Genomic DNA, 24,063 nt, shown 5'->3' on the forward strand with positions numbered 1-24,063 from the left:
AAGATATCTTTATGTGATTTGGAAGTCTGGTCTTATGACGTCAAGGAGCCCTCCCGTGTTTGACAATCTCTTTGGTCCGGAAACGGGCAAGCGTGACGGCAGTGAAGTTTTCGCAGCTTTGAAACAAGCCGCGAGCGAACGCATCCTTGTTCTCGACGGCGCCATGGGCACGCAGATCCAGGGGCTCGGCTATGACGAAGACCAGTTTCGCGGAACGCGCTTCATCGGCTGCGCCTGTCACCAGAAGGGCAATAACGACCTTCTGATCCTGACCCAGCCGGATGCGATCGAAGAGATCCATTACAGATACGCCAAGGCCGGCGCCGACATTCTCGAGACCAACACCTTCTCCTCGACCCGCATCGCGCAGGCCGATTACGAGATGGAAGGTGCGGTTTACGACCTCAACAAGGAAGGCGCCGAGATCGTGCGCCGGGCGGCACTGCGCGCCGAGCGCGAGGACGGCCGCCGCCGCTTTGTCGCCGGCGCCATCGGGCCGACCAACCGCACCGCCTCGATCTCGCCTGACGTCAACAATCCCGGTTTCCGCGCCGTCACCTTCGACGATCTGCGTTCCGCCTATGGCGAGCAGATCGACGGGCTGATCGACGGCGGCGCCGACATCATCCTCATCGAGACGATCTTCGACACGCTGAACGCCAAGGCGGCGATCTTCGCCTGCGAGGAGCGCTTCGAGGCCAAGGGCGTGCGTCTGCCCGTGATGATCTCCGGCACGATCACCGACCTTTCCGGCCRCACGCTGTCCGGCCAGACGCCGTCGGCCTTCTGGAATTCCGTGCGCCATGCCAATCCCTTCACGATCGGGCTCAACTGCGCGCTCGGCGCCAATGCGATGCGCCCGCACCTGCAGGAGCTTTCGGGCGTTGCCGACACCTTCATCTGCGCCTATCCGAATGCCGGCCTGCCGAACGAGTTCGGCCAGTATGACGAAACGCCGGAGCTGATGGCGGCGCAGATCGACAGCTTCGCCCGCGAAGGCCTGGTCAACATCGTCGGTGGCTGCTGCGGCTCGACGCCGGAGCATATCAAGGCGATCGCCGAGACCGTTGCCAAGTACAAGCCACGGCCGATTCCCGAGCACCGCCCCTTCATGTCGCTGTCGGGTCTCGAACCCTTCGAACTGACGAAGGACATCCCCTTCGTCAATGTCGGCGAGCGCACCAACGTCACCGGCTCGGCCCGCTTCCGCAAGCTGATCACCAACGCCGATTTCACCGCAGCGCTCGATGTCGCCCGCGACCAGGTTGAGAACGGGGCGCAGGTGATCGACATCAACATGGACGAAGGCCTGATCGATTCCGAAAAGGCGATGGTCGAGTTCCTCAACCTGATCGCCGCCGAGCCTGACATCGCCCGCGTGCCTGTGATGATCGACTCGTCGAAGTTCTCGATCATCGAATCCGGCCTGAAGCGCGTCCAGGGCAAGCCGATCGTCAACTCGATCTCGCTGAAGGAAGGCGAGGAGAACTTCCTCGCCCAGGCGCGGCTGCTGCACAATTACGGTGCCGCCGTCGTCGTCATGGCCTTCGATGAGACGGGGCAAGCGGACAGCTACGAGCGCAAGGTGGATATCTGCACGCGCGCCTACAAGCTGCTGACCGAAAAGATCGGCTACCCGCCTGAGGACATCATTTTCGATCCGAACATCTTCGCGGTCGCCACCGGCATCGAAGAGCACAACAACTACGGCGTCGATTTCATCGAGGCGACGCGGACGATCCGCGAGCGCATGCCGCTGGTGCATATTTCGGGCGGCGTCTCCAACCTGTCCTTCTCGTTCCGCGGCAACGAGCCGGTGCGCGAGGCGATGCATGCCGTGTTCCTCTACCACGCCATCCAGGCAGGCATGGACATGGGCATCGTCAATGCCGGCCAGCTTGCCGTCTACGACAATATCGATCCCGAGCTGCGCCAGGCTTGCGAGGACGTGGTGCTGAACCGCCGCCCCGACGGCACCGAGCGGCTGCTCGAAGTGGCCGAGCGTTTCCGTGGCGCCGGTGCCAGGGAAGGCCGGGTCCAGGATCTTTCCTGGCGCGAATGGAGCGTCGAGAAGCGTCTCGAACACGCGCTGGTCAACGGCATCACCGAATATATCGAGGCCGATACCGAGGAGGCGCGCCTGCAGGCCGCCCGGCCGCTGCACGTCATCGAAGGGCCGCTGATGGCCGGCATGAATGTCGTCGGCGACCTGTTCGGCTCGGGCAAGATGTTCCTGCCGCAGGTGGTCAAGTCGGCGCGCGTGATGAAGCAGGCGGTCGCCGTGCTGCTGCCCTACATGGAAGAGGAAAAGCGCCTCAACGGCGGCGATGAACGCCGGTCGGCCGGCAAGATCCTGATGGCGACGGTCAAGGGCGACGTACACGATATCGGTAAGAACATCGTCGGCGTCGTGCTTGCCTGCAACAATTACGAGATCGTCGACCTCGGCGTCATGGTGCCGGCGACGAAGATCCTTGAAACGGCGATTGCCGAGAAGGTCGACGTCATCGGCCTTTCCGGCCTGATCACGCCGTCGCTCGACGAGATGGTGCATGTTGCCGCCGAGATGGAGCGGCAGGGTTTCGAGATCCCGCTGTTGATCGGCGGGGCGACGACCAGCCGCGTGCATACGGCCGTGAAGATCCATCCGGGCTACAACAAGGGGCAGACGGTCTACGTCACCGATGCGAGCCGCGCCGTCGGCGTTGTTTCGGCGCTGCTGTCGCCGGAGACCCGCCAGAGCTATGTCGACGATATAAGAGCCGAATATGCCAAGGTGGCGGCCGCCCATGCGCGCAGCGAGGCCGAGAAGGTGCGCCTGCCATTGCCCCGGGCTCGCGAGAATGCCCACAAGATCGACTGGTCTGCCTACCAGCCGGTGAAGCCGCAATTCTTCGGCACGCGGGTGTTCGAGGATTACGATCTGGCCGAGCTTGCCAAATACATCGACTGGACGCCGTTCTTCCAGACCTGGGAGCTGCGCGGCCGTTACCCCGCCATTCTGGAAGACGAGAAGCAGGGCGAGGCGGCGCGCGCGCTCTGGGCCGATGCGCAGGCCATGCTCAAGAAGATCATCGACGAGAAGTGGTTCCGCCCGCGCGCCGTCATCGGCTTCTGGCCGGCCGGCGCCGTCGGCGACGATATCCGGCTGTTCACGGACGAGAGCCGGAAACAGGAGCTTGAGACCTTCTATACGCTGCGGCAGCAGCTTTCGAAGCGGGACGGGCGGCCGAACGTGGCGCTCTCCGACTTCGTCGCGCCTGTCACAAGCGGTGTTCAGGATTATGTCGGCGGCTTCGTGGTGACGGCGGGTATCGAGGAGATCGCCATTGCCGAACGTTTCGAACGGGCGAACGACGATTATTCTTCGATCCTCGTCAAGGCGCTGGCCGACCGCTTCGCCGAAGCTTTTGCCGAGCGCATGCATGAACAGGTACGACGCGAATACTGGGGCTATGCCAAGGACGAGACGCTCAGCAAGGAGGATCTCATCACCGAAGCCTATGCCGGCATCCGCCCGGCGCCCGGTTATCCCGCCCAGCCTGACCACACCGAAAAGGCAACGCTGTTCAAACTGCTCGACGCTGAAAAAGCGGCTGGCGTGAAGCTGACGGAGAGCTATGCGATGTGGCCGGGTTCCTCGGTCTCCGGCCTCTATATCGGCCATCCCGACTCCTATTATTTCGGCGTTGCCAAGGTGGAGCGCGATCAGGTGGAAGACTATGCGGCCCGCAAGGGCATGGAGGTTTCCGAAGTCGAGCGCTGGCTCGGACCGGTGCTGAACTACGTGCCGCGCAAGGTCGAAACCGAGATCGAGGATGCGGCGTAACCAGCCGTTTGGCGTCGTCCGCTGATAAAGTGATTCAAGAAACGATGGAGCCGGAAAGTGATTCACTTTCCGGCTCCATGCTTTTGAAAATCAAGAAGATTATTCCTTGGAGCCGATGCTGTCGGCTTTGCGGTTCAAGTCACCGCGATCGTCAGCTCCGCGACGAAATCATAGGCGTCGCCGCGATAGAGCGAGCGGGTGAATTCGACGGCGCGGCCTGAGCCGAGATAGGAAATACGCTCGATCGACAGGCCGGCCGCACCCACGGAGACGCCGAGAAGCTGGGCATCGGCTTCCTTCATGTTGGTCGCCGAGATGCGCTGCACGGCGCGCACAGGGCGAACCTGGAGGCGTTCGAGTTCGGCATAGAGTGAATTGGTGACGGCTGAGGGATCGGGCAGGAATTCGCCGGAGACGCTAGCGTTCTCGATCGCCAGCGGCTGGTCGTCGGCGATGCGCAGGCGGGAGAGGCGCGAAACCTTGACGTCGGTACCGAGGCCAAGGATCATCATCTCGTCGGGCGAGGGGGTGTGGATGCCCTTGTGCAGCCATTCGGAGCGGGAGGACATGCCGCGGCGCGCCATATCCTCGGTAAAGGAGGTGAGCTGCGACAGGCGTTGCTCGACCTTGGAGACCGGCTTGGCGACGAAGGTGCCCGAGCCGTGGCGGCGCACCAGCAGGCCGTCGGCGACAAGATCGTCGATCGCCTTTCGCACGGTGACGCGGCTGACGGCGGCGAATTCGGCGATGTCACGTTCCGGCGGCAGCGCATCGCCGTGGCCGAGCGTGCCGGTGCGCACAGCCTCTTCGAGCATGCGGCGCAGCTTGACGTAGAGCGGGCCGGTGCCGGCAGCCTGCAGGCGCTCCAGGGACAGGATGGTAGCGAGGTCGTCGCTCATGCCGCGCCTCTCTGCCGATCGTTCAGGAGCTTCACCGCAAGTTCCACCGCGCCGTGCAAGGCATCGTTCCTCGGTCTGGCGAGCAGCGGTCTGTAGCGTTCGGAAAGCCAGGGTTCATAAGCTTCAGCAAGACCTCCGAGCAGGCAGATCGACGGGCATTCAGGCCAGAGCAGCGCGTCGAGGCTTTCGCCGATCGCCGCTGCGGCATCCGTGACGATGCCGACCGCGACGGCATCGCCCTTGGCCGCATGTTGGAAGACGATCGGTGCGTAGCGGGCAAAGTCCTTCGGTCTTGCCGAATGCGCGAATTCGACGATACGCTCCGGATCATTGCCGTATTCGGCCATGACCGCTTCGGTGATCGGCGATGCCGGGCGCACTCCGTCATGGGGGAGCAGCGATCGTTCCAGGAGGTCGCGGCCGAGGCGGGCGCCGCTTGCCTGGTCGCCGACGACGAAACCCCAGCCGCCGATGCCATTCAGTCGGCCATCCCTACGGGCGTTATAGACCGAGCCGGTGCCGAAGGCGCCGACGATGCCGTCGGCATCGCCGAGCGCGCCCTGCAGCGCGATCAGTGCATCGGTGACGACGCGGCCTTCGGCAAAGGGCAGGGCCTTTTCGATTCGCCTGCCGTAATCCCCGACATTGGCGCCTGCGACGCCGACGACGGCTGCGACGGAGGAAATGGTTTCTGCAGCAAGCCCGGCATCGCGCAGCGCCTGCCGGGCGGATTCAACGATATTGAGAAGAGAGTTTTCGAGATCCGACAGAATGTTGGCAGGGCCTGCCTTGCCGCGGCCGATGATATTGCCGTTTCTGTCCGCGACCGCGGCTCGGCAGCTTGTTCCGCCGCCGTCTATGCCGATTGCAAGCTCCGTCATCGGGCCTCCGAATATGCCGTTCCCCATGTTTTTTAATACAATACCAAAAAAATACCATTTACCAAGTGGGAATGAAGGAGAAAATCAATCTTTTTATCTTATTGATTTTGCTAGATAAAATTTTTTAATGAATTTTTGGCAGCGAAAAAGTTAAATTCGGCTGGACAATTGGTATTTTTTTGGCCTTAATTCGATCAAAGGGAACAGCGTTTCGAAGCCCACAAAAACCGGCAGTAAAGCCAAGCCGGAACCGCTTCGAGGATGATTGCAAGGACACCTGCCGGCCCGTGTGGCCAGTGGTTGAGTTCAGGCATCCATCGGCTTTCCCTCGTCATTTCGCCACGCCCGGTGCAGGTCACCGGGAAGGCGCGCACTTCCGGCCGCAGGCGATCCGCCTTTGCGTCCACGAGCTTTCGGGGCCGGCAGTCGCTGGCGGTCCTCCAAGGGGCATTGGGGTGTTTCCTCAGACACGCCAATTGCTTGTTTCAGATCGAAAAACGGCGCCTTCGGCGCCTGACAACAGGAGAGGGAAATGAAAAACACTGCTCTGAAAAGCTTGCTGCTTGCCTCTAGCCTGCTGACGCCGGCAGGTCTCGTCCATGCCGCCGACGTCACGCTGACGCTCGAAAGCTGGCGTAACGACGACCTGCAGATCTGGCAGGAAAAGATCATTCCGGCGTTCGAAGCCAAGAACCCGGGCATCAAGATCGTCTTCTCGCCGACCGCGCCGACCGAATACAATGCTTCGCTGAACGCCAAGCTCGATGCCGGTTCCGCAGGCGACATCATCACCTGCCGTCCGTTCACCTCGCTCGAGCTCTTCAACAAGAAACAGCTCGTCGACATTACCAGCCTGCCGGGCATGGAGAACTTCTCTCCGGTCGCCAAGGCCGCCTGGGCGACCGACGATGGCAAGTCGACCTTCTGCGTGCCGATGGCATCGGTCATCCACGGTTTCATCTACAACAAGGACGCCTTCGATAAGCTCGGCATCTCCGTGCCGAAGACGCAGGACGAGTTCTACGCAGCGCTCGACAAGATCAAGGCCGACGGCACCTACATCCCGCTCGCCATGGGCACCAAGGATCTCTGGGAGGCCGCCACCATGGGCTACCAGAATATCGGCCCGAACTACTGGAAGGGTGAGGAAGGCCGTAAGGCCTTGATCGAAGGCAAGCAGAAGCTGACCGACGCCGAATGGGTCAAGCCCTATGAAGAGCTTGCCAAGTGGAAGCCCTATCTCGGCGACGGTTTCGAAGCCCAGACCTATTCGGACAGCCAGAACCTCTTCACGCTCGGCCGTGCCGCCATCTACCCGGCCGGTTCGTGGGAAATCTCGCTGTTCAACAGCCAGGCGCAGTTCAAGATGGGCGCCTTCCCGCCGCCGGTTCCGAAGGCCGGTGACACCGGCTACATCTCCGACCATCCGGACATCGGCGTCGCCTTGAACGCGAAGAGCACACATGCCGAGGAAGCCAAGAAGTTCCTCAGTTGGGTTGCTTCGCCTGAGTTCGCCGACATCTATGCGAACTCGCTGCCGGGCTTCTTCAGCCTGAACTCCACCCCGGTCAAGATGTCCGATCCGCTCGCTCAGGAGTTCGTCTCCTGGCGCGGCCCGTACAAGTCGACCATGCGCTCGACCTATCAGATCCTGTCGCGCGGCACGCCGAACCTCGAAAACGAGACCTGGGTCGAATCGGCCAATGTGATCAACGGCACGGATACGCCTGCGGTTGCTGCCGAAAAGCTCCAGAAGGGCCTCGACAGCTGGTACAAGCCGGCCAAGTGATGTGATCAGGGGCGGCGTTTGCCGCCCCTCGTCCGGCCTGCTGGCCACCTTCTCCCGCTTGCGGGGAGAAGGAGACTCGCAGCGACCTCCCAGCCCGACATGGCATTTCAGCAGGGCACGTTCCTTCTCCCCGCAGCCGGAGAGAAGGGCAGGGTGAGGCGCAATGTTTTCCATCTGTGCTGCGCCTTGCGGCCAGTCGACAAGAACAGGCAAAAGCCATGAGCGAAACCGACAACGCGGTCGATATCGTCCCGATCAGGCGCCCGGTGCGCTGGCACATCTTCGTCTTCATGCTGCCGGCCCTGATCGTCTATTCCGCCGTCATGGTGCTGCCGCTCATCGAAACGCTCCGGTTGTCGCTCTACAATACGGTCGACGGGCAGCCGGCCTTCGTCGGACTGGCGAATTTCAAGGTGCTGTTCGGCGATGCGCGCTGGGCGCGCGATTTCTGGAATGCCCTTGTCAATAACCTGATCTTCTTTGCCATCCACATGTGCGTGCAGAACCCGATAGGCGTGGCGCTTGCCGCCCTGCTTTCGGTGCCGAAGCTGCGCGGCGTTGCCTTCTACCGCACGGCGATGTTTCTGCCGACGCTCTTATCCTTCGTCATCGTTGGCTTCATCTGGAAGCTCATCCTCTCGCCGATCTGGGGTGTGGCGCCCTGGATGCTCGATCTCATCGGCTTGAAATTCCTGTTCGCGCCCTGGCTCGGTAAGTCCGGTTCGGCGCTGATCGCGGTGTCGCTGATCTCGAACTGGCAATATATCGGCATTCCGATGATGCTGATCTATGCCGCACTGCTCAGCATCCCCGAAGAGGTGATCGAGGCGGCCGAATGCGACGGCATCACCGGCTGGGCCCAATTCTGGAAAATCAAGCTGCCGCTCATCCTGCCGGCGATCGGCATTATCTCGATCCTGACTTTCGTCGGCAATTTCAACGCCTTCGACCTGATCTATACCGTGCAGGGGGCGCTTGCCGGGCCAGACATGTCGACCGACATTCTCGGCACGCTGCTCTACCGCACCTTCTTCGGTTTCCAGCTTCAGCTCGGCGACCGCTCGATGGGCGCGACCATCGCCACGGTGATGTTCCTCATCATTCTCGCTGGCGTCTCGCTTTATCTGTTCGTCATCCAGCGGCGCATGCGTCGCTACCAGTTCTGAGGAGCGCGCATGTCCAAGGCACGCACATCTCCCATCCGCACCGGCCTCGTGCATCTGGCGCTGAGCGCCTATACGCTGGTCGCGCTGTTTCCGGTGTTTCTGACCATCGTCAACTCGTTCAAGGATCGTGCCTCGATCTTCCGCGAGCCGCTGATGATCCCGACGCCGTCGACCTTCAGCCTCGTCGGCTATCAGACGGTGCTCGGGCAGGGCGATTTCGCCACCTATTTCCAGAACAGCTTCATCGTCACGATCGTCTCGATCCTGCTGGTGCTGCTCTTCGGCGCCATGGCGGCCTTCGCGCTCTCGGAGTATCGCTTCCGCGGCAATATGCTGCTTGGTCTCTACATGGCGATCGGCATCATGATCCCGATCCGTCTCGGCACGGTGGCGATCCTGCAGGGCATGGTCGCGGCCGGCCTCGTCAATACGCTGACGGCGCTGGTCCTCGTCTATACCGCGCAGGGCATACCGCTGGCGATCTTCATCCTGTCGGAATTCATGCGCACGGTTTCGGACGATCTGAAGAATGCCGGGCGCATCGACGGGCTTTCCGAATATGCGATCTTCTTCCGTCTGGTGCTGCCGCTGGTGCGCCCGGCGATGGCGACGGTCGCGGTGTTCACGATGATCCCGATCTGGAACGACCTCTGGTTCCCGCTGATTCTCGCGCCCTCCGAGGCCACCAAGACGGTCACACTCGGCTCGCAGATCTTTATCGGCCAGTTCGTCACCAACTGGAACGCGGTGCTGGCGGCGCTGTCACTGGCGATCCTGCCTATCCTCGTCCTCTACGTCATCTTCTCGCGGCAGCTGATCCGCGGCATCACGTCAGGAGCCGTCAAGTGACAGTAAAACCGATCCGTGTCCTCGTTGCCGGCCTCGGCAATATGGGTCGCAGCCACGCGCTCGCCTATCACAACAATCCCGGCTTCGAGATCGTCGGTCTCGTCAACCGCTCGACGCCGCAATTGGAGCCTGAGTTGCAGGGCTATACGATCCATCCCGACTTCACGGCGGCGCTGGCCGAGCTGAAGCCGGACCTCTGCTCCATCAACACCTACTCCGACAGTCATGCCGATTATGCCGTCGCCGCCTTCGAGGCCGGCTGCGACGTCTTCGTGGAAAAGCCGCTTGCAACCACCGTCGCCGATGCCGAGTGCGTCGTCGCGGCAGCTAAGAAGGCGGGGCGCAAGCTGGTGATCGGTTATATCCTTCGCCATCATCCTTCCTGGATGAAGCTGATCGAAGAGGCGCGCAAGCTCGGTCCACCTTACGTCTTCCGCATGAACCTCAACCAGCAGTCCAGCGGCCCGACGTGGGCGACGCACAAGTCGCTGATGCGCACCACCTCGCCGATCGTCGACTGCGGCGTGCATTATGTCGACGTCATGTGCCAGATCACCGACGCCAAGGCTGTCGAGGTGCGCGGCATGGGGCTGCGTATGTCGGAAGAGATCGCCGCCGACATGTATAATTACGGTCACCTGCAGGTGCTGTTCGAGGATGGTTCGGTCGGCTGGTACGAGGCCGGCTGGGGCCCGATGATCTCGGAGACCGCCTTCTTCGTGAAGGATGTGATGTCGCCGAAAGGCGCGGTGTCGATCGTCATGGATCCGAACGCCAAGTCCGACGATATCGACACACACACCAAGACCTCGGTGATCCGGCTGCACACTGCCGAGACCGGGCCTGACGGCAAGTTCATCCGACCCGACCAGGACATGACGATGGAAGGCGAACCCGGCCATCAGGCGCTCTGCGACCTGGAACAGGCCTTCATGCTGAGGGCGATCCGCGAGGATCTGGACCTCGACCGCCATATGGCGGATGCGGTGGCGTCGCTGCGCATCTGCCTTGCCGCCGACGAGAGCGTGCGTACCGGCCAGCCGGTCAGATTGTAAGGGAAAAACAGTGGGATCGCTTCAACTCAAATCCATCCGCARGACCTATGGCACGCATGAGGTGCTGAAAGGCATCGACCTTGAGGTCAAGGACGGCGAATTCGTCATCTTCGTCGGGCCGTCGGGCTGTGGGAAATCGACGCTGCTGCGCAGCATTGCAGGCCTCGAAGACGTCACGTCAGGCGCCGTCGTCATCAATGGTCGCGATGAGACGCTGACGCCGCCGGCCAAGCGCGGCATCGCCATGGTGTTCCAGTCTTACGCGCTCTATCCGCATCTGACGGTCAAGGACAATATGGGGCTTGGTCTCAAGCAGGCCGGCACCGCCAAGGACGAGATCGACAAGCGTGTCGGCAAGGCATCCGGCATGCTTTCGCTGGAACCCTATCTGGCGCGGCGGCCGGCCGAGCTCTCCGGCGGCCAACGCCAGCGCGTCGCCATCGGCCGTGCCATCGTACGCGAACCCGAACTCTTCCTGTTTGACGAACCGCTGTCGAACCTCGATGCGGCGCTGCGCGTCCAGACCCGTCTCGAAATCGCCCGGCTGCACCGCAGTCTGAAGGCGACGATGATCTATGTCACCCACGATCAGGTCGAGGCGATGACGCTTGCCGACAAGATCGTGGTGCTGAATGCCGGGGCGATCGAGCAGATCGGTTCGCCGATGGAACTCTATAAACGACCGGCCAATGTTTTCGTCGCCGGCTTCATCGGCTCGCCGCAGATGAATTTCATCGCGGCCGAGAAGGTTGGCGATCACAGCGCCAAGACGATCGGCGTGCGTCCCGAACACCTGACGTTGTCGCGCGAACAGGGGACTTGGGCTGCGAAGGTCGTGCATGTCGAGCATCTCGGCGCCGACACGATCATCTATCTCGAATCTGATCAATGCGGCCTGTTGACGGCGCGTCTTTTCGGCGAGCACCAGTATGAGCCGGACGAGATCGTCTATGCGACCCCGGACCAGGCGCATGTGCATCGCTTCGATGTAGACGACCAGGCGATCCGCTAAGCGCATGACAGAACGAAAAAGCCCCGCCAGCCAGCCTGGCGGGGCTTTTTCGTTTCCCTTCGTGTGCGGTTCGCTCAGCCGAGCACGGGCCGCATGAAGCTGCGTTCATAGCTGACGATACTGCGGTTGCGTTTGTCGAGTTCGAAAGCGGCCTGACATTCCGGATCGCTCGCCATGCGTGTGCGATAGTCCTCGTAGGCGGCAAGGCTCGGGAAGGAAAACAAGGCAACGGCAATGTTGTTGGCGCCTTCGGACGGCAGGAAATAACCGTGATGGGTGCCGCCCATTCTGTTGACGATCGGAATCCAGAGCCGGGCATATTCCTCGAATTCGGCAAGCTTGTACGGATCGATCACATAACGCAGGTGGCAGGTAATCATTGACATATCCCATCGCGTAAATGCCGGGCGGAGGGCTGCCCGGCTCATTTGGTCTATTCAACTTGTGGCACCGGGCTGGGAGAGTTCAAGTGCTTTACGGTGATGGCTGCATCACGTTTGCTGACAGGTCGGCCGGCCTGAAATGAAAAAAGCGCCGCGTCGGCGGCGCCTTCCAGGCGAGGTCGCGCTACGCTGGTTAGTCGCGGATGATGAGCAGGTCGGCTGCCATGAAGCGCAGCGTTACCGTTTCGCCGGCCTGCGGCGGGGTGGTGCCCGGGCTGTTGAACATATCGAAGGAGATGACGTTGCCGCCAACATTCATGCGGGTGCGGATGACCGACCCCAGAAAATGGGCCGAAACGACCTGACCGGTCAGCGCCGTGTCGCTCTTGACGCTGTCGGAGAGCGAGCCGGCTTCCGGACGCAGGGCTAGCGAAATGGTTTCGCCGGCCTTGTGGGCGGCGACGGACTGCTTCAGCGTTATGCCCTGATCGCCGATCTGGATGCGGTTGGTATCGGGATCGACGACCTTGGCCTCGATGAGGTTCAGCGTGCCGACGAAGGAGGCTACGAAGCGCGTCGCCGGTGTGTTGTAGATCTCGAAGGGCGAACCGATCTGGTCGGCCTTACCGGCATTCATGACGACAATGCGGTCGGAGATCGACAGGGCTTCTTCCTGATCATGGGTGACGAAGACCGTGGTGATGCCGAGCTGCTGCTGGATCTGGCGGATTTCCTCGCGCAGCGACACGCGGATCTTGGCGTCGAGTGCGGAGAGCGGCTCGTCGAGCAGCAGCACCTGCGGCTTGACGGCAAGCGCACGGGCAAGGGCGACACGCTGCTGCTGGCCGCCCGACAGTTGATAGGGGAAGCGGTCGGCCAGGTGATCGAGCTTGATCAGGCCGAGCATTTCCTTGACGCGGGCGTCGACCTCAGGCTTCGGCGCGCCTGCCACCTTGAGGCCGAAGGCGACGTTGTCGTGCACCGTCATGTTGGGGAACAGCGCGTAGGCCTGGAACACCATGCCGATATTGCGCTGGTTCGGCTTCAGCGAGCTTTGATCCTTGCCGTTGATGGTCAGCGTGCCGCCAGTCGGCGTTTCAAAGCCGGCGATCATGCGCAGGACGGTCGTCTTGCCGCAGCCCGACGGTCCGAGGAAGGAGATGAACTCACCCTTCTCGATCGTCATGTTGAAGTTCTTGACGACCTGAACCGGGCCGAAGGATTTCTGAATGTTGTTCAGCGTGAGAAAAGACATGAGCCAGATACCTTAAGCCTTTGCCGGGGCGGCTTTGCCGAAGCGGGAAACGAGGTTGAGCAGGCCCATGCTGAGCCAGGTGATCGAGAAGGCGATGACCGCAAGCGCCGAAGGCTCGTAGGCCTTGTTGGCGCCGACGAGCTGCAGGTAGGGACCGAAGGCCGGACGGTTCAAAAGTGCGGCAAAGGTGAATTCGCCCATGACGATCGCCAGCGTGATGAAAGCGCCTGAGAGCACGCCGCTCATGACATTCGGGAAAATGCACTTGAACATGATGGTCGTCCATCGGGCGCCGAGGCTTTCGGCCGCTTCCGTCAGCGTGCGGACGTCGATCGCGCGCATGGCGGTATCGACGGCGCGGTACATATAGGGCAGGGACAGCGTGATATAGGAGAAGACCAGCAGGGCGTTGGTGCCGGTCGTCGAACCCGTCAACGGTAGGTAAGAGGACGAATTATACATTCTGAGGTAACCGAAGACGATGACGATCGCCGGAATGACAAGCGGCAGCAGCGTGATGAATTCGACGACCGGACGCATCTGCGGCAGGCGCAGGCGCACCCAATAGGCCGTCGGCACGACGAGCAGCATGCCGAAGACGATGGTCAGAAGCGCCATCAACATGGAATAGCCGAAGGTCTCGCGGAACTGAATGTCGGAGAATACCGACTCATAAGCATCGAGGCTGTATTCGCCGCGGCGCATGCGCAACGAAAACTCGATTGTGCCGATCAACGGAATGACGAAATAGGATGCACCCAGAATGACAGCGATCCAGGCTCCGAGACGTTGAGCTTTCATTTCTGCCACCGTTCGGCGCGCATGCGCAGCATGAGGTAAAGGACGTTGGAGACGCCGGTGATAACGATCATGCCGAGCGCGATGGCGTAACCGAGATTGGCATTGTGCAGAACGTCGCCGCGGATCTGCGCGTAGAGCAGGATCGGCACGATGTTCAGCGAGCTGCCGGTCAGCGCGAAAGCGGTGGCGATGGCGCCGAAAGCATTGGCGAAGAGCAACAGCGTCGTGCCGAGCAGGCTCGGCCAAAGGATCGGCAGCGCGACCATCGTCCAGTACTGGCGGTTGGTGGCGCCGAGGATCTGCGAGGCTTCACGCCATTCCTTCTTCATGCCGTCGAGGGCCGGCGTCAGGATCAGCACCATCAGCGGTATCTGGAAATACATGTAGGTGATGGTGAGGCCTAAGAAGGACAGCAGATTGAAGCCGGTGCCGTAGAGATTGAAGCCGAACCATTCGCGCAGGAAAATCGTCACAAGCCCGGTGCGGCCGAGCGTTGCGAGAAAGGCGAAGGCAAGGGGCACGCCGGCGAAATTCGAGGCGACACCGGAGAAGGTCAAGAGCGTCGAACGGACGGAGGCGGGCAGGCCACCGAGCACGACGGCCCAGGCGAGGAAGAAGCCGATCAGCGCACCGCCTAGAGCCGACGCCACCGAGACACGGATACTGATCGAGTAGGCGCTCATGATGGATGGGGTAAAGAGATCACCGATATTCTTCAGCGTGAAATCGCCCTCGGGCGTCAGGAATGCGCCCGCCACAAGATAAAGCGTGGGGATGATCAGGAACAGCAGGGAGAAAATGATGAAGGGTGCAATGCCCAGCCAGTCGATCACGCGATCTCTGTTGATCAAGGGGGCACTGCGCACCATAGGCGTTGAAACGGTGCTCATGGAAAAGCTCATCCTGGGGCGTCGGAGTGAGAAAACCTCCCCGCCTTGCGGCGGGGAGGCAGGATTAGAGGCTACTTGACGGCGGCGCCGACGACGGAATCCCAGTTCTTGGTGATGGCTTCCTTGCCAGCGGACTGTTCTTCGAGCGTCGGGAAAACGGCCTTTTCATAGGCTGCAGCCGGCGGCAGCTTGTCGAGCAGTTCCTTCGGGATCTTGTTGTTCTTGGCAAGATCGTTGAAGCGGATCGGGTGGCAATAGCCCTTCAGCCAGCCGAGCTGACCTTCGTCGGAATAAAGGTATTCCATCCAGAGCTTGGCAGCGTTCGGGTGCGGAGCGAAGGCGGAGATAGCCTGGACGTAGACACCGGCAACGACGCCCGACTTCGGAACGACGACCTCGAACGGAGGATTGCCCTTGAGGCTTTCTCCCCAGGAGAGGGCGTTGTAATCCCAGGCAACGATGATCGGCGTCGAGCCCTGCGCGAACGGAGCCGCCTTGCCAACGACCGGCACGAAATTGCCGTTCTTGTTCAATTCGGCGAAGAATTTCAGACCTTCTTCGCCGGCCTTGGCAGCGTCACCGCCGGATGCGGAAAGACCGGCGGCATAGACGCCCTGGACGGCCTGGTTGGCGGTGCGCGGGTCGCCTGCGAGGGCAACGCTGTTTGCGTAGTCGCTCTTTTTCAGGTCGGCCCAATCGGCGGGCGATTCCTTGACGAGATCCTTATTCACGAGGAACGAGAGAACGCCGTAGTAGTCGCCGTACCAGTAGCCTTCGGCATCCTTGGCGGTATCCGGGATGGAGTCCCAGGTGGAGACCTTGTAAGGCTGGATCAGGCCGTCTTTCTTTGCAGACGGGCCGAAAGAGAGGCCGACGTCGATGACGTCAGGAGCCTGCGGGCCGGTGTTGCCCTTATTGGCCTTGATGGCTTCGACTTCGTCGCCCGAACCCGCATCCGGGTTGAGCTCGTTGACCTCGAGGCCATACTTGGCCTTAAAGCCGGCAATGACTTCGCCGTAGCCGCACCAGTCGTGCGGAAGAGCGATCGTCGTCAGCGTGCCTTCCTTCTTGGCGGCGGCGATAAGTTCAGCGCTCGGCTCGGCAGCGGCAATCGCGGTCGAAGCCACGATCATCGCAGTAGAAAGCGACAGTAGTCGAGAAATGTTAGAGATCACTGTTGTTCTCCTTCGGGTTTTCAGTGTCTGGCGATGCTGTTAATGAGCTTACATGAAGCTTGTATGACGATTGGATGACGTTCATTTCACCCTAAATAGCAGGCGGTTGCGGCAATGTTTCGTTTGCGACAGCGCGCCGTGGTTCCGTGAAAATCCGTCATTGTTTTTCTTCTGTTTTAATCTTGTCCTCCTAGCCGGGTTTACGGAAAAGCCTGGTCTGCTCGAACAGGCCTTCCAGTGTCTTCATGCGCTCCTTCGTCTCGTCCCAGGTCGAATTCTGAACGGCCTCGATCAGCGCTTCGACGATGAAAAGGGTGACGACGGAGGAATCCCAGGCCGACGGCGCCTCGATCCGGACGCGAAAAGCATGCCTGGCGAGCTTGGCGGCGGGCGAGGCCCACTGGTCGGTGAAGACGACGATTTCGGCGCCACGCTTGCGGGCGGCGGTGGCGAGGCTCACCATCTCCTGCTCGTAGCGGCGGATGTCGAAGATGATCAGGATGTCGCCGGCATTCATGTTGAGGACATATTGCGGCCAGCTGCTGGAATTCGACGATAGCAGTGTCGTTGCCGGCCGGATGACCTGCATATGGGTGAAGAAATATTCGGCAAGCGCGCCAGTGATGCGACCGCCGACGAAATAAAGGCCGCGCTTACGGTCGGAGAGCAACGCGGCGACGCTGTCGAAAGTCGCGGTGTCGAGATCGGTCAGCGTCTGGCGCAGATTGCCCATGATCGCATCGGCGAAACGGTTGAGAATATGGGTGCCTGGGGCGTTCTGCGCCCAGCGGTCATGTTTGGCGATGGGGTTCGAGATCGTCGCCTCGACTTCCTGATGCAGATGCGCCTGAAAGTCCGGATAGCCCTTGAAGCCGAGCTTCTGCACCATGCGCACGACGGTCGGCGTCGAGACGCCGGCGTTCTCGGCGATCGTGGTGATGCTACCGAGCCCGGAGACCGGATAATTGTCGAGCAGGCTCTCGGCCAGCTGCTTCTCGGCACGCGTCAACACCCCCAAATGCGAGTGTATGACGTCCGAAACCGTCTTCGACGCAACTGTCACGTACTTATGCTCCCCGGGATGGTCTGGCGCCACTTTCCCACTCAAAGTTAACAACGCTGTCATAATCCATGTCAACCACTGTCATGAAAAGAAATTTTCAGTGGATGCTTGACACAGGTTGAAACCTGAAGAATTCTTTTCTTCATAAGGAATTTGTTAAGGGATAAGGAGTGGCGCCTTTGGTGCTAGCCCGACCGAAAATCCTCAGCGAAGCGGACGGTGACTGCGTCGGGATCGAGCGCATCCACGGCCGGAGTCCGGTGCTTCTCATCTGCGAGCACGCTTCGAATGCGCTTCCAGCCCTTTTCGGCGATCTCGGCCTGCCCAGCGAGGCGCTCACCAGCCACATTGCCTGGGACCCGGGCGCGCTTGCGGTCGCCCGCAGCATATCGGAAGCGCTCGACGCGACGCTTGTTTGCCAGCGGTTCTCGCGGCTTATCTATGACTGCAACCGGCCGCCCAGTTCACCCGGCGCCATGCCGGAAACCAGCGAGATCTACGCCGTCCCCGGCAACAAGGATTTGAGCCCTGAAGAACGGCTTGCGCGCACCGACGCGCTCTACGTTCCTTTCCATGACGCCATTCGCGGACTGATCCGCGATCGCCGGGCGAGGGGACAAGACAGCGTCATCGTGACGATGCACAGCTTCACGCCGGTCTATCACGGCCGCGAACGTGCCGTCGAACTCGGCATATTGCACGATGAGGACAGCCGGCTTGCCGACCGTATGCTGGAGGTCGCGGCCGAAGCGCCGCTTTACAGGACGGAACGCAACCAGCCTTACGGGCCTGAGGACGGCGTGACCCACACGCTGATCCTGCACGGGCTTTCGAACGGCTTGCGCAATGTGATGATCGAGGTCCGTAACGACCTCATCGCAGACGATATCGGCCAAGGGGTCATGGCCGACTATCTGAAAGGGCTGCTCCAGCAAAGCCTGGACGCCTGACATAAAAAGAAGACCCGAGGGAGCAGTTTAACTGCGGACGTCCGCACGGCGAAAATGCCGCGGACAATTGGCACTGAACCGGCCGCAATCCCGCGGCCGATCGTGAACAGGGGGAAGTCATGTCGGATTATTCCGAACTGGACAAGAAGCAGGATGTGCACATCCTGCATTCCATGGGTTATGCCCAGGAACTCGAACGACGCATGAGCTCGTTCTCGAACTTCGCCGTATCATTCTCCATTATCTGCATCCTCTCCGGCGGCATCAATTCGCTGGCGCAGGCAACCTCGGGCGCCGGCGGAGCCGCGATCGGCATCGGCTGGCCACTCGGCTGCTTCATCTCGCTCGTCTTCGCCGTCGCCATGGCGCAGATCAGCTCCGCTTATCCGACGGCCGGCGGCCTCTATCACTGGGGCTCCATCCTCGGTAACCGTTTCACCGGCTGGCTGACCGCCTGGTTCAACCTGCTCGGTCTCGTCACTGTGCTCGGCGCCATCAACGTCGGCACCTACTATTTCTTCATGGGTTCGTTCGGCACCAGCTATTTCGGGCTGACGGATACGACGATGGTGCGCATCGCCTTCCTCGTTGTCATCACCGGCGCGCAGGCGCTCGTCAACCACATGGGCATCGGACTGACCGCGAAGCTGACGGACTTTTCGGGTTATCTGATCTTTGCAACAGCAATCGCGCTGGCGGCCGTCTGCCTGATCGCAGCGCCCTCCTACGAGATCGGTCGCCTCTTTACCTTCGCCAACTATTCCGGCGAAGTCGGCGGCAATGTCTGGCCCTCCACTTCCGGTGCTTGGGTCTTCCTTCTCGGCCTGCTTCTGCCGATCTACACCATCACCGGCTATGACGCCTCGGCGCATACGTCGGAAGAGACAGTCAAGGCTGCCGAATCGGTCCCGCGCGGCATGGTCGCGTCGGTTCTCTGGTCGGCGCTTTTCGGATACATCATGCTCTGCGCCTTCGTTCTGATGCTGCCGAATATGGATGATGCGGCAAAGCAGGGCTGGAACGTGTTCTTCTGGGCGATGGACAGCCAGGTGAACCCGATCGTCAAGGATATTCTCTATCTTGCCATCTTGGTCAGCCAGTGGCTGTGCGGGCTTGCGACCGTCACCTCGGTCTCGCGCATGATCTTTGCCTTCTCGCGTGACGGCGGTCTGCCGGCATCGAAGGCACTGTCGAAGGTCAGTCCGCAGTATCGCACGCCGGTGGCTGCGATCTGGACCGGCTCGATCCTGTCGGTTCTGTTCGTCTGGGGTTCCTCGCTCGTTTCGATCGGCGATACGCCGGTCTATACGATCGTCGTCTCGTGCACGGTCATCTTCCTGTTCTTCTCCTTCGCGATCCCGATCACGCTCGGCCTGTTCGCCTGGGGCACGTCGAAGTGGGACAAGATGGGGCCATGGAACCTCGGCGAAGGCGTCTTCAAGCTCTTCGCGGTGCTGACTGTGATCGCGATGATCCTGATCTTCATCCTCGGCATCCAGCCGCCGAATGAATGGGCGCTCTACATCACCGTTGGTTTCCTGGTGCTGACCGCGATCGTCTGGTTCGGCTTCGAAAGCCGTCGCTTCAAGGGGCCGCCGATCGGCGCCGAAGTGGCAAAGCGTCAGGCCGAGATCGCGGCCGCCGAAGCAGCCGTCGGCGAAAGCGGCGAAAACTAAGCATCAAGGCTTCCCTCTCAAATGGCGGGGCCGCATCCTGCGGCCCCATCACGGTTCAACGAAAAGGCATCGGGCCGAAAAGTCCGGCCGAGCGCATGCGATTTCGTTGCCCCGATTTTGTCAATCCAATTCARGCGGATCAATCATGAGCAGCAGCTACACAATCGACGACCTCAGGAAAGATGTTGCCGAAGGGCGCATCGACACGGTTCTGGCCTGCCAGGTGGATATGCAGGGCCGGCTGATGGGCAAGCGTTTCCAGGCGGAATATTTCGTCGAGAGCGCCTGGAAGGAAACGCACAGCTGTAACTACCTGATCGCCACCGACATGGAGATGGAGACCGTCTCCGGCTACAAGGCGACGAGCTGGGAGAAGGGCTACGGCGACTACACGATGAAGCCGGATCTTGCGACGCTGCGTCGAATTCCCTGGCTGGAAGGCACCGCGCTGGTGCTCTGCGATGTGCTTGACCATCATACGCATGAGGAAGTCGCTCACTCGCCACGCGCGATCCTGAAGAAGCAGGTGAAGCGGCTCGAGGATATGGGCATGAAGGCCTACATGGCCTCCGAGCTCGAATTCTTCCTGTTCGACCAGAGCTATGAGGCGGCGCAGACTTCCGGCTACCGCAACCTCAAGCTCGCCAGCGCCTATAATGAGGACTACCACATCTTCCAGACCACCAAGGAGGAAGAGGTGATGCGGGCGATCCGCACCGGGTTGCAGGGCGCCGGCATCCCGGTCGAGAACTCCAAGGGCGAAGCTTCGGCCGGCCAGGAGGAGATCAACGTGCGCTACGCCGATGCGCTCGCCATGGCCGACCGCCACGCAATCATCAAGAACGGCTGCAAGGAGATCGCCTGGTCGAAGGGCAAGGCCATCACCTTCCTCGCCAAGTGGAATTACAATGCGGCCGGCAGTTCCTCGCATATCCACCAGTCGCTCTGGAGCCTGGAGGAAAAGCCGCTATTCTTCGACCATACCGGCAAATACGGCATGTCGCCGCTGATGCACAATTACATCGCCGGGCTTCTCGCCCATGCGAGCGAGATCACCTATTTCCTGGCGCCCTACATCAACTCCTACAAACGCTTCATGGCCGGCACGTTTGCGCCGACCAAGGCGATCTGGAGCAAGGACAACCGCACCGCCGGCTACCGGCTCTGCGGTGAGGAGACCAAGGGAATTCGTATCGAGTGCCGCGTCGGCGGCTCCGATCTCAATCCCTATCTCGCCTTCGCCGCGCTGCTTGCCGCCGGCATTGACGGGATCGAGAACAAGCTGGAACTCGAAGCCCCCTTCGTCGGCGACGCCTATGGCGGCAAGGGCGTTCGCGAAATCCCGCGCACGCTGCGTGCGGCCACGACCGAAATGACGGAATCGGCAATGCTGCGCAAAGCCTTCGGCGACGACGTGATCGACCATTACACCCGCGCCGCCGAATGGGAGCAGGAAGAATACGACCGCCGCATCACCGACTGGGAAGTGGCGCGCGGTTTCGAAAGAGCTTAATAGGCATTTGCGGGTTGCTTGCCCCTCACCCTAACCCTCCCCTCGTAAAACGGGGAGAGGGAACGTGCCAAACGCAGCGTCGATGTTGGGGAAAGCCGGTGCGGCATATCCCCTTCGCCCCGTTTACGGGGAGAAGGTGCCGGCAGGCGGATGAGGGGCTACGGCCTTCGCAAAGATTTTGAAGAATACGAGGACAGGATTCGATCATGGCAATGATCCAATGCATTTCACCGGTTGACGGGTCGRTCTATGCCGAGCGTGCCGCACTTTCTCTCGATGCCGCCAAGGACGTGGTGGCGCGCGCGCGCAAGGCGCAGAAGGCTTGGGCGAAACGGCCGCTCGAAGAGCGTGTGCAGCTGGTGCTGAAGGGTGCTGCGCGGCTGAACGAGATGTCCGACGTCGTCGTGCCGGAGCTTGCCTGGCAGATGGGTCGGCCGGTAAAATATGGCGGCGAATACAAGGGCTTCAACGAGCGCTCCAACTATGTCGCTTCGATCGCAGCGGATGCGCTGGCGCCTCTCGTCGTCGAGGAGAGCGAGCGTTTCGAGCGCCGCATCGAGCGCGAGGCGCATGGCGTCGTCTTTGTCGTCGCGCCGTGGAACTATCCCTATATGACGGCGATCAATACGATTGCGCCGGCACTGATGGCCGGCAATACCGTGGTGCTGAAACATGCCTCGCAGACGCTGCTGGTCGGTGAGCGGCTGGTGCAGGCCTTCACCGAGGCCGGCGTTCCCGAAGATGTGTTCCAGAACGTCTTTCTCGACCATGAAACGACATCGGCGCTGATTGCCGCCGGCAGCTTCAATTTCGTCAACTTCACCGGATCGGTCGAAGGCGGGCGGTCGATGGAGCGGGCCGCCGCCGGCACCTTCACCGGACTTGGCCTCGAACTCGGCGGCAAGGATCCGGGTTATGTCATGGAGGACGCGGATCTCGAGGCAGCCGTCGACACGCTGATGGACGGCGCGACCTACAATTCCGGCCAGTGCTGCTGCGGCATCGAGCGCATCTACGTGCATGAATCGCTCTATGACGCCTTCGTCGAGAAGTCGGTTGCCTGGGTGTCGAACTACAAGCTCGGCAATCCTCTCGATCCCGATACCTCGCTCGGGCCGATGGCGCACAAGCGCTTCGCCAAGGTGGTGCGCGAGCAGATCGCCGATGCGGTTTCCAAGGGCGCCAAAGCGCTTGTTGATCCCAAGCTTTTCCCCCAGGATGACGGCGGCGCCTATCTTGCACCGCAGGTTCTCGTCGACGTCGACCACTCCATGGCCTTCATGCGCGAAGAGACTTTCGGTCCGGCGGTCGGCATCATGAAGGTGAAGAGCGACGAGGAGGCACTCGTTTTGATGAACGACAGCCAGTACGGGCTGACGGCCTCGCTCTGGACCCAGGATGTCGAGCGGGCAGGGCGGCTCGGCCGCGAGATCGAAACCGGCACCGTTTTCATGAACCGCGCGGATTATCTCGACCCGGCACTTTGCTGGACCGGCGTCAAGGAGACCGGCCGCGGCGGCTCGCTGTCGATCATCGGCTTCCAGAATCTGACGCGTCCGAAATCCTTCCATCTGAAGAAAGTCACAGCATGAGCAGCAACATCACCGCAAACTGGAGCTACCCGACATCGGTCAAGCTCGGCCGGGGCCGCATCACTGAACTGGCCGTCGCCTGCAAGAGCCTCGGCATCAAGAAGCCGCTGCTCGTCACCGACCGCGGCCTTGCCTCGATGGCGATCACCAAGACTGCGCTCGATATCCTCGAGGATGCAGGTCTCGGCCGCGCGATCTTTGCCGATGTCGATCCGAACCCGAACGAGAAGAACCTCGAAGCCGGCGTCAGGGCCTTCAAGGACGGCGGCCATGACGGCGTCGTTGCTTTCGGTGGCGGCTCCGGCCTCGATCTCGGCAAGTGCGTCGCCTTCATGGCCGGCCAGACGCGGCCGGTCTGGGATTTTGAAGATATCGGCGACTGGTGGACGCGCGCGAGCCTGGAGGGCATCGCCCCGATCGTTGCCGTACCGACAACGGCAGGCACCGGTTCGGAAGTCGGGCGTGCCAGCGTCATCACCAATTCCGAGACGCATGTGAAGAAGATCATCTTCCATCCGAAGTTCCTGCCTGGCGTCGTCATCTCCGATCCGGAACTGACGGTCGGCATGCCGAAGATCATTACGGCCGGCACCGGTATGGATGCCTTCGCCCATTGCCTGGAGGCCTATTCCTCGCCCTTCTATCACCCGATGTCAGCCGGCATCGCGCTCGAAGGCATGCGGCTCGTCAAGGAATTCCTGCCACGCGCCTACAGGGAAGGCACCGATCTCGAAGCCCGCGCGAACATGATGGCCGCCGCCGCCATGGGCGCCGTCGCCTTCCAGAAGGGGCTCGGCGCCATCCATGCGCTCTCGCATCCGATCGGCGCCGTCTACAACACCCATCACGGCATGACCAATGCGGTGGTGATGCCGGCGGTGCTGCGCTTCAACCGCAAGGCGATCGAGGAGAAGATCGGCCGCGCCGCCGCCTATCTCGGCATTTCGGGCGGGTTCGACGGATTCTACGACTATGTGCTGAAGCTCCGCTCCGAACTCGGGGTGCCGGAGACGCTGTCGGCGATGGGAATCGCTGCCGACCGCATCGACGAATTGTCGGCCATGGCGATCGAAGATCCGAGTGCAGGCGGCAACCCGGTTGCAATGACGCTCGAAAATACCAAGGTCCTTTTCAGGGATTGCTTCTGACAATATTAGAGCGGACCTTCTGACTGGCCTGGAAAACCTCGGTTTTCCGGGCTTTTTTCGTTGCCGCGATATCCCAAGTTTTAGGGATGTGAAAAATACCGGCTGCAATTTCGCCGCGCGTGTTTCGAATTTGTTAA

General features: G+C 61.1%; 19 protein-coding genes. 11 read left to right on the forward strand and 8 right to left on the reverse strand.

Annotated features, from left to right (window positions below; genetic code table 11):
• The first annotated feature begins 55 nt into the window (after positions 1-55).
• A complete protein-coding gene (gene metH / locus AC1D1Z_RS03820) occupies positions 56-3,829 on the forward strand; it encodes a methionine synthase (RefSeq protein ID WP_477849556.1) in 3,774 nt (1,257 codons plus the stop codon).
• A 134-nt stretch (positions 3,830-3,963) separates the two neighbouring features.
• On the opposite strand, the gene AC1D1Z_RS03825 is transcribed toward metH, so the two are convergent.
• Together AC1D1Z_RS03825 and AC1D1Z_RS03830 are read right to left on the reverse strand one after the other, a co-directional pair.
• Complete coding sequence (locus AC1D1Z_RS03825) at positions 3,964-4,728, reverse strand: GntR family transcriptional regulator (RefSeq protein ID WP_018242914.1); 765 nt, start codon at positions 4,726-4,728, stop codon at positions 3,964-3,966.
• Positions 4,725-5,609, reverse strand: coding sequence for a glucosamine kinase nucleotide-binding domain-containing protein (locus AC1D1Z_RS03830; protein WP_130652786.1), 885 nt, complete (start codon positions 5,607-5,609; stop codon positions 4,725-4,727). Before AC1D1Z_RS03830 ends, AC1D1Z_RS03825 begins: the two co-directional genes overlap by 4 nt.
• A 532-nt stretch (positions 5,610-6,141) precedes the next feature.
• Here AC1D1Z_RS03830 and AC1D1Z_RS03835 point away from each other — a divergent pair.
• From AC1D1Z_RS03835 to AC1D1Z_RS03855, 5 genes are all read left to right on the forward strand, one after another.
• The gene (locus AC1D1Z_RS03835) at positions 6,142-7,398 is read left to right on the forward strand and encodes an ABC transporter substrate-binding protein (RefSeq protein ID WP_018242912.1); all 1,257 of its coding nucleotides are present in this window, start codon (positions 6,142-6,144) and stop codon (positions 7,396-7,398) included.
• Between the two features lie 218 nt (positions 7,399-7,616).
• Positions 7,617-8,564, forward strand: a complete 948-nt coding sequence (locus tag AC1D1Z_RS03840) for a carbohydrate ABC transporter permease (protein ID WP_018242910.1) — start codon at positions 7,617-7,619, stop codon at positions 8,562-8,564.
• 9 nt (positions 8,565-8,573) lie between these two features.
• Positions 8,574-9,413, forward strand: coding sequence for a carbohydrate ABC transporter permease (locus tag AC1D1Z_RS03845; RefSeq protein WP_018074095.1), 840 nt, complete (start codon positions 8,574-8,576; stop codon positions 9,411-9,413).
• Positions 9,410-10,468: a Gfo/Idh/MocA family protein gene (locus AC1D1Z_RS03850; RefSeq protein WP_130652785.1), complete on the forward strand. Its 1,059-nt coding sequence runs from the start codon at positions 9,410-9,412 to the stop codon at positions 10,466-10,468. The genes AC1D1Z_RS03845 and AC1D1Z_RS03850 overlap by 4 nt, the downstream gene beginning before the upstream one ends.
• A 10-nt stretch (positions 10,469-10,478) precedes the next feature.
• Positions 10,479-11,480, forward strand: coding sequence for an ABC transporter ATP-binding protein (locus tag AC1D1Z_RS03855; RefSeq protein WP_477849560.1), 1,002 nt, complete (start codon positions 10,479-10,481; stop codon positions 11,478-11,480).
• Between the two features lie 74 nt (positions 11,481-11,554).
• Here the strand turns inward: AC1D1Z_RS03855 and AC1D1Z_RS03860 are convergent, their stop codons facing one another.
• The 6 genes from AC1D1Z_RS03860 to AC1D1Z_RS03885 form a co-directional block, all read right to left on the reverse strand.
• A complete protein-coding gene (locus tag AC1D1Z_RS03860; RefSeq protein ID WP_012758329.1) occupies positions 11,555-11,860 on the reverse strand; it encodes an NIPSNAP family protein in 306 nt (101 codons plus the stop codon).
• Positions 11,861-12,056: 196 nt separating this feature from the next.
• Positions 12,057-13,118 (reverse strand): ABC transporter ATP-binding protein, encoded by a 1,062-nt coding sequence (locus AC1D1Z_RS03865; protein WP_018446586.1) that lies wholly within the window; start codon positions 13,116-13,118, stop codon positions 12,057-12,059.
• A 12-nt stretch (positions 13,119-13,130) separates the two neighbouring features.
• The gene (locus tag AC1D1Z_RS03870) at positions 13,131-13,919 is read right to left on the reverse strand and encodes an ABC transporter permease (RefSeq protein ID WP_018446585.1); all 789 of its coding nucleotides are present in this window, start codon (positions 13,917-13,919) and stop codon (positions 13,131-13,133) included.
• Positions 13,916-14,809 carry an ABC transporter permease gene (locus tag AC1D1Z_RS03875; RefSeq protein WP_018242905.1) on the reverse strand — a complete coding sequence of 298 codons (894 nt, stop codon included), beginning with the start codon at positions 14,807-14,809 and terminating at the stop codon, positions 13,916-13,918. The genes AC1D1Z_RS03870 and AC1D1Z_RS03875 overlap by 4 nt, the downstream gene beginning before the upstream one ends.
• A 71-nt stretch (positions 14,810-14,880) precedes the next feature.
• Positions 14,881-15,984 (reverse strand): ABC transporter substrate-binding protein, encoded by a 1,104-nt coding sequence (locus tag AC1D1Z_RS03880; RefSeq protein ID WP_018242904.1) that lies wholly within the window; start codon positions 15,982-15,984, stop codon positions 14,881-14,883.
• Between the two features lie 190 nt (positions 15,985-16,174).
• A complete protein-coding gene (locus tag AC1D1Z_RS03885) occupies positions 16,175-17,047 on the reverse strand; it encodes a MurR/RpiR family transcriptional regulator (protein WP_018242903.1) in 873 nt (290 codons plus the stop codon).
• A 179-nt stretch (positions 17,048-17,226) separates the two neighbouring features.
• On the opposite strand from AC1D1Z_RS03885, the gene AC1D1Z_RS03890 reads away from it, so the two are divergent.
• From AC1D1Z_RS03890 to AC1D1Z_RS03910, 5 genes are all read left to right on the forward strand, one after another.
• A complete protein-coding gene (locus AC1D1Z_RS03890; protein ID WP_130652784.1) occupies positions 17,227-17,997 on the forward strand; it encodes an N-formylglutamate amidohydrolase in 771 nt (256 codons plus the stop codon).
• A gap of 119 nt (positions 17,998-18,116) precedes the next feature.
• The gene (locus tag AC1D1Z_RS03895) at positions 18,117-19,673 is read left to right on the forward strand and encodes an amino acid permease (protein WP_028732865.1); all 1,557 of its coding nucleotides are present in this window, start codon (positions 18,117-18,119) and stop codon (positions 19,671-19,673) included.
• Positions 19,674-19,818: 145 nt separating this feature from the next.
• Positions 19,819-21,186 (forward strand): glutamine synthetase family protein, encoded by a 1,368-nt coding sequence (locus AC1D1Z_RS03900; RefSeq protein WP_130652783.1) that lies wholly within the window; start codon positions 19,819-19,821, stop codon positions 21,184-21,186.
• 206 nt (positions 21,187-21,392) lie between these two features.
• The gene (locus AC1D1Z_RS03905; protein WP_477849566.1) at positions 21,393-22,778 is read left to right on the forward strand and encodes an aldehyde dehydrogenase family protein; all 1,386 of its coding nucleotides are present in this window, start codon (positions 21,393-21,395) and stop codon (positions 22,776-22,778) included.
• Entirely contained in the window at positions 22,775-23,926 is a 1,152-nt protein-coding gene (locus tag AC1D1Z_RS03910; protein WP_028732863.1) for an iron-containing alcohol dehydrogenase, read from the forward strand. Before AC1D1Z_RS03905 ends, AC1D1Z_RS03910 begins: the two co-directional genes overlap by 4 nt.
• Positions 23,927-24,063 lie beyond the last annotated feature (137 nt).

The sequence above is a fragment of the Rhizobium sp. P1_E1 genome (assembly GCF_056406015.1).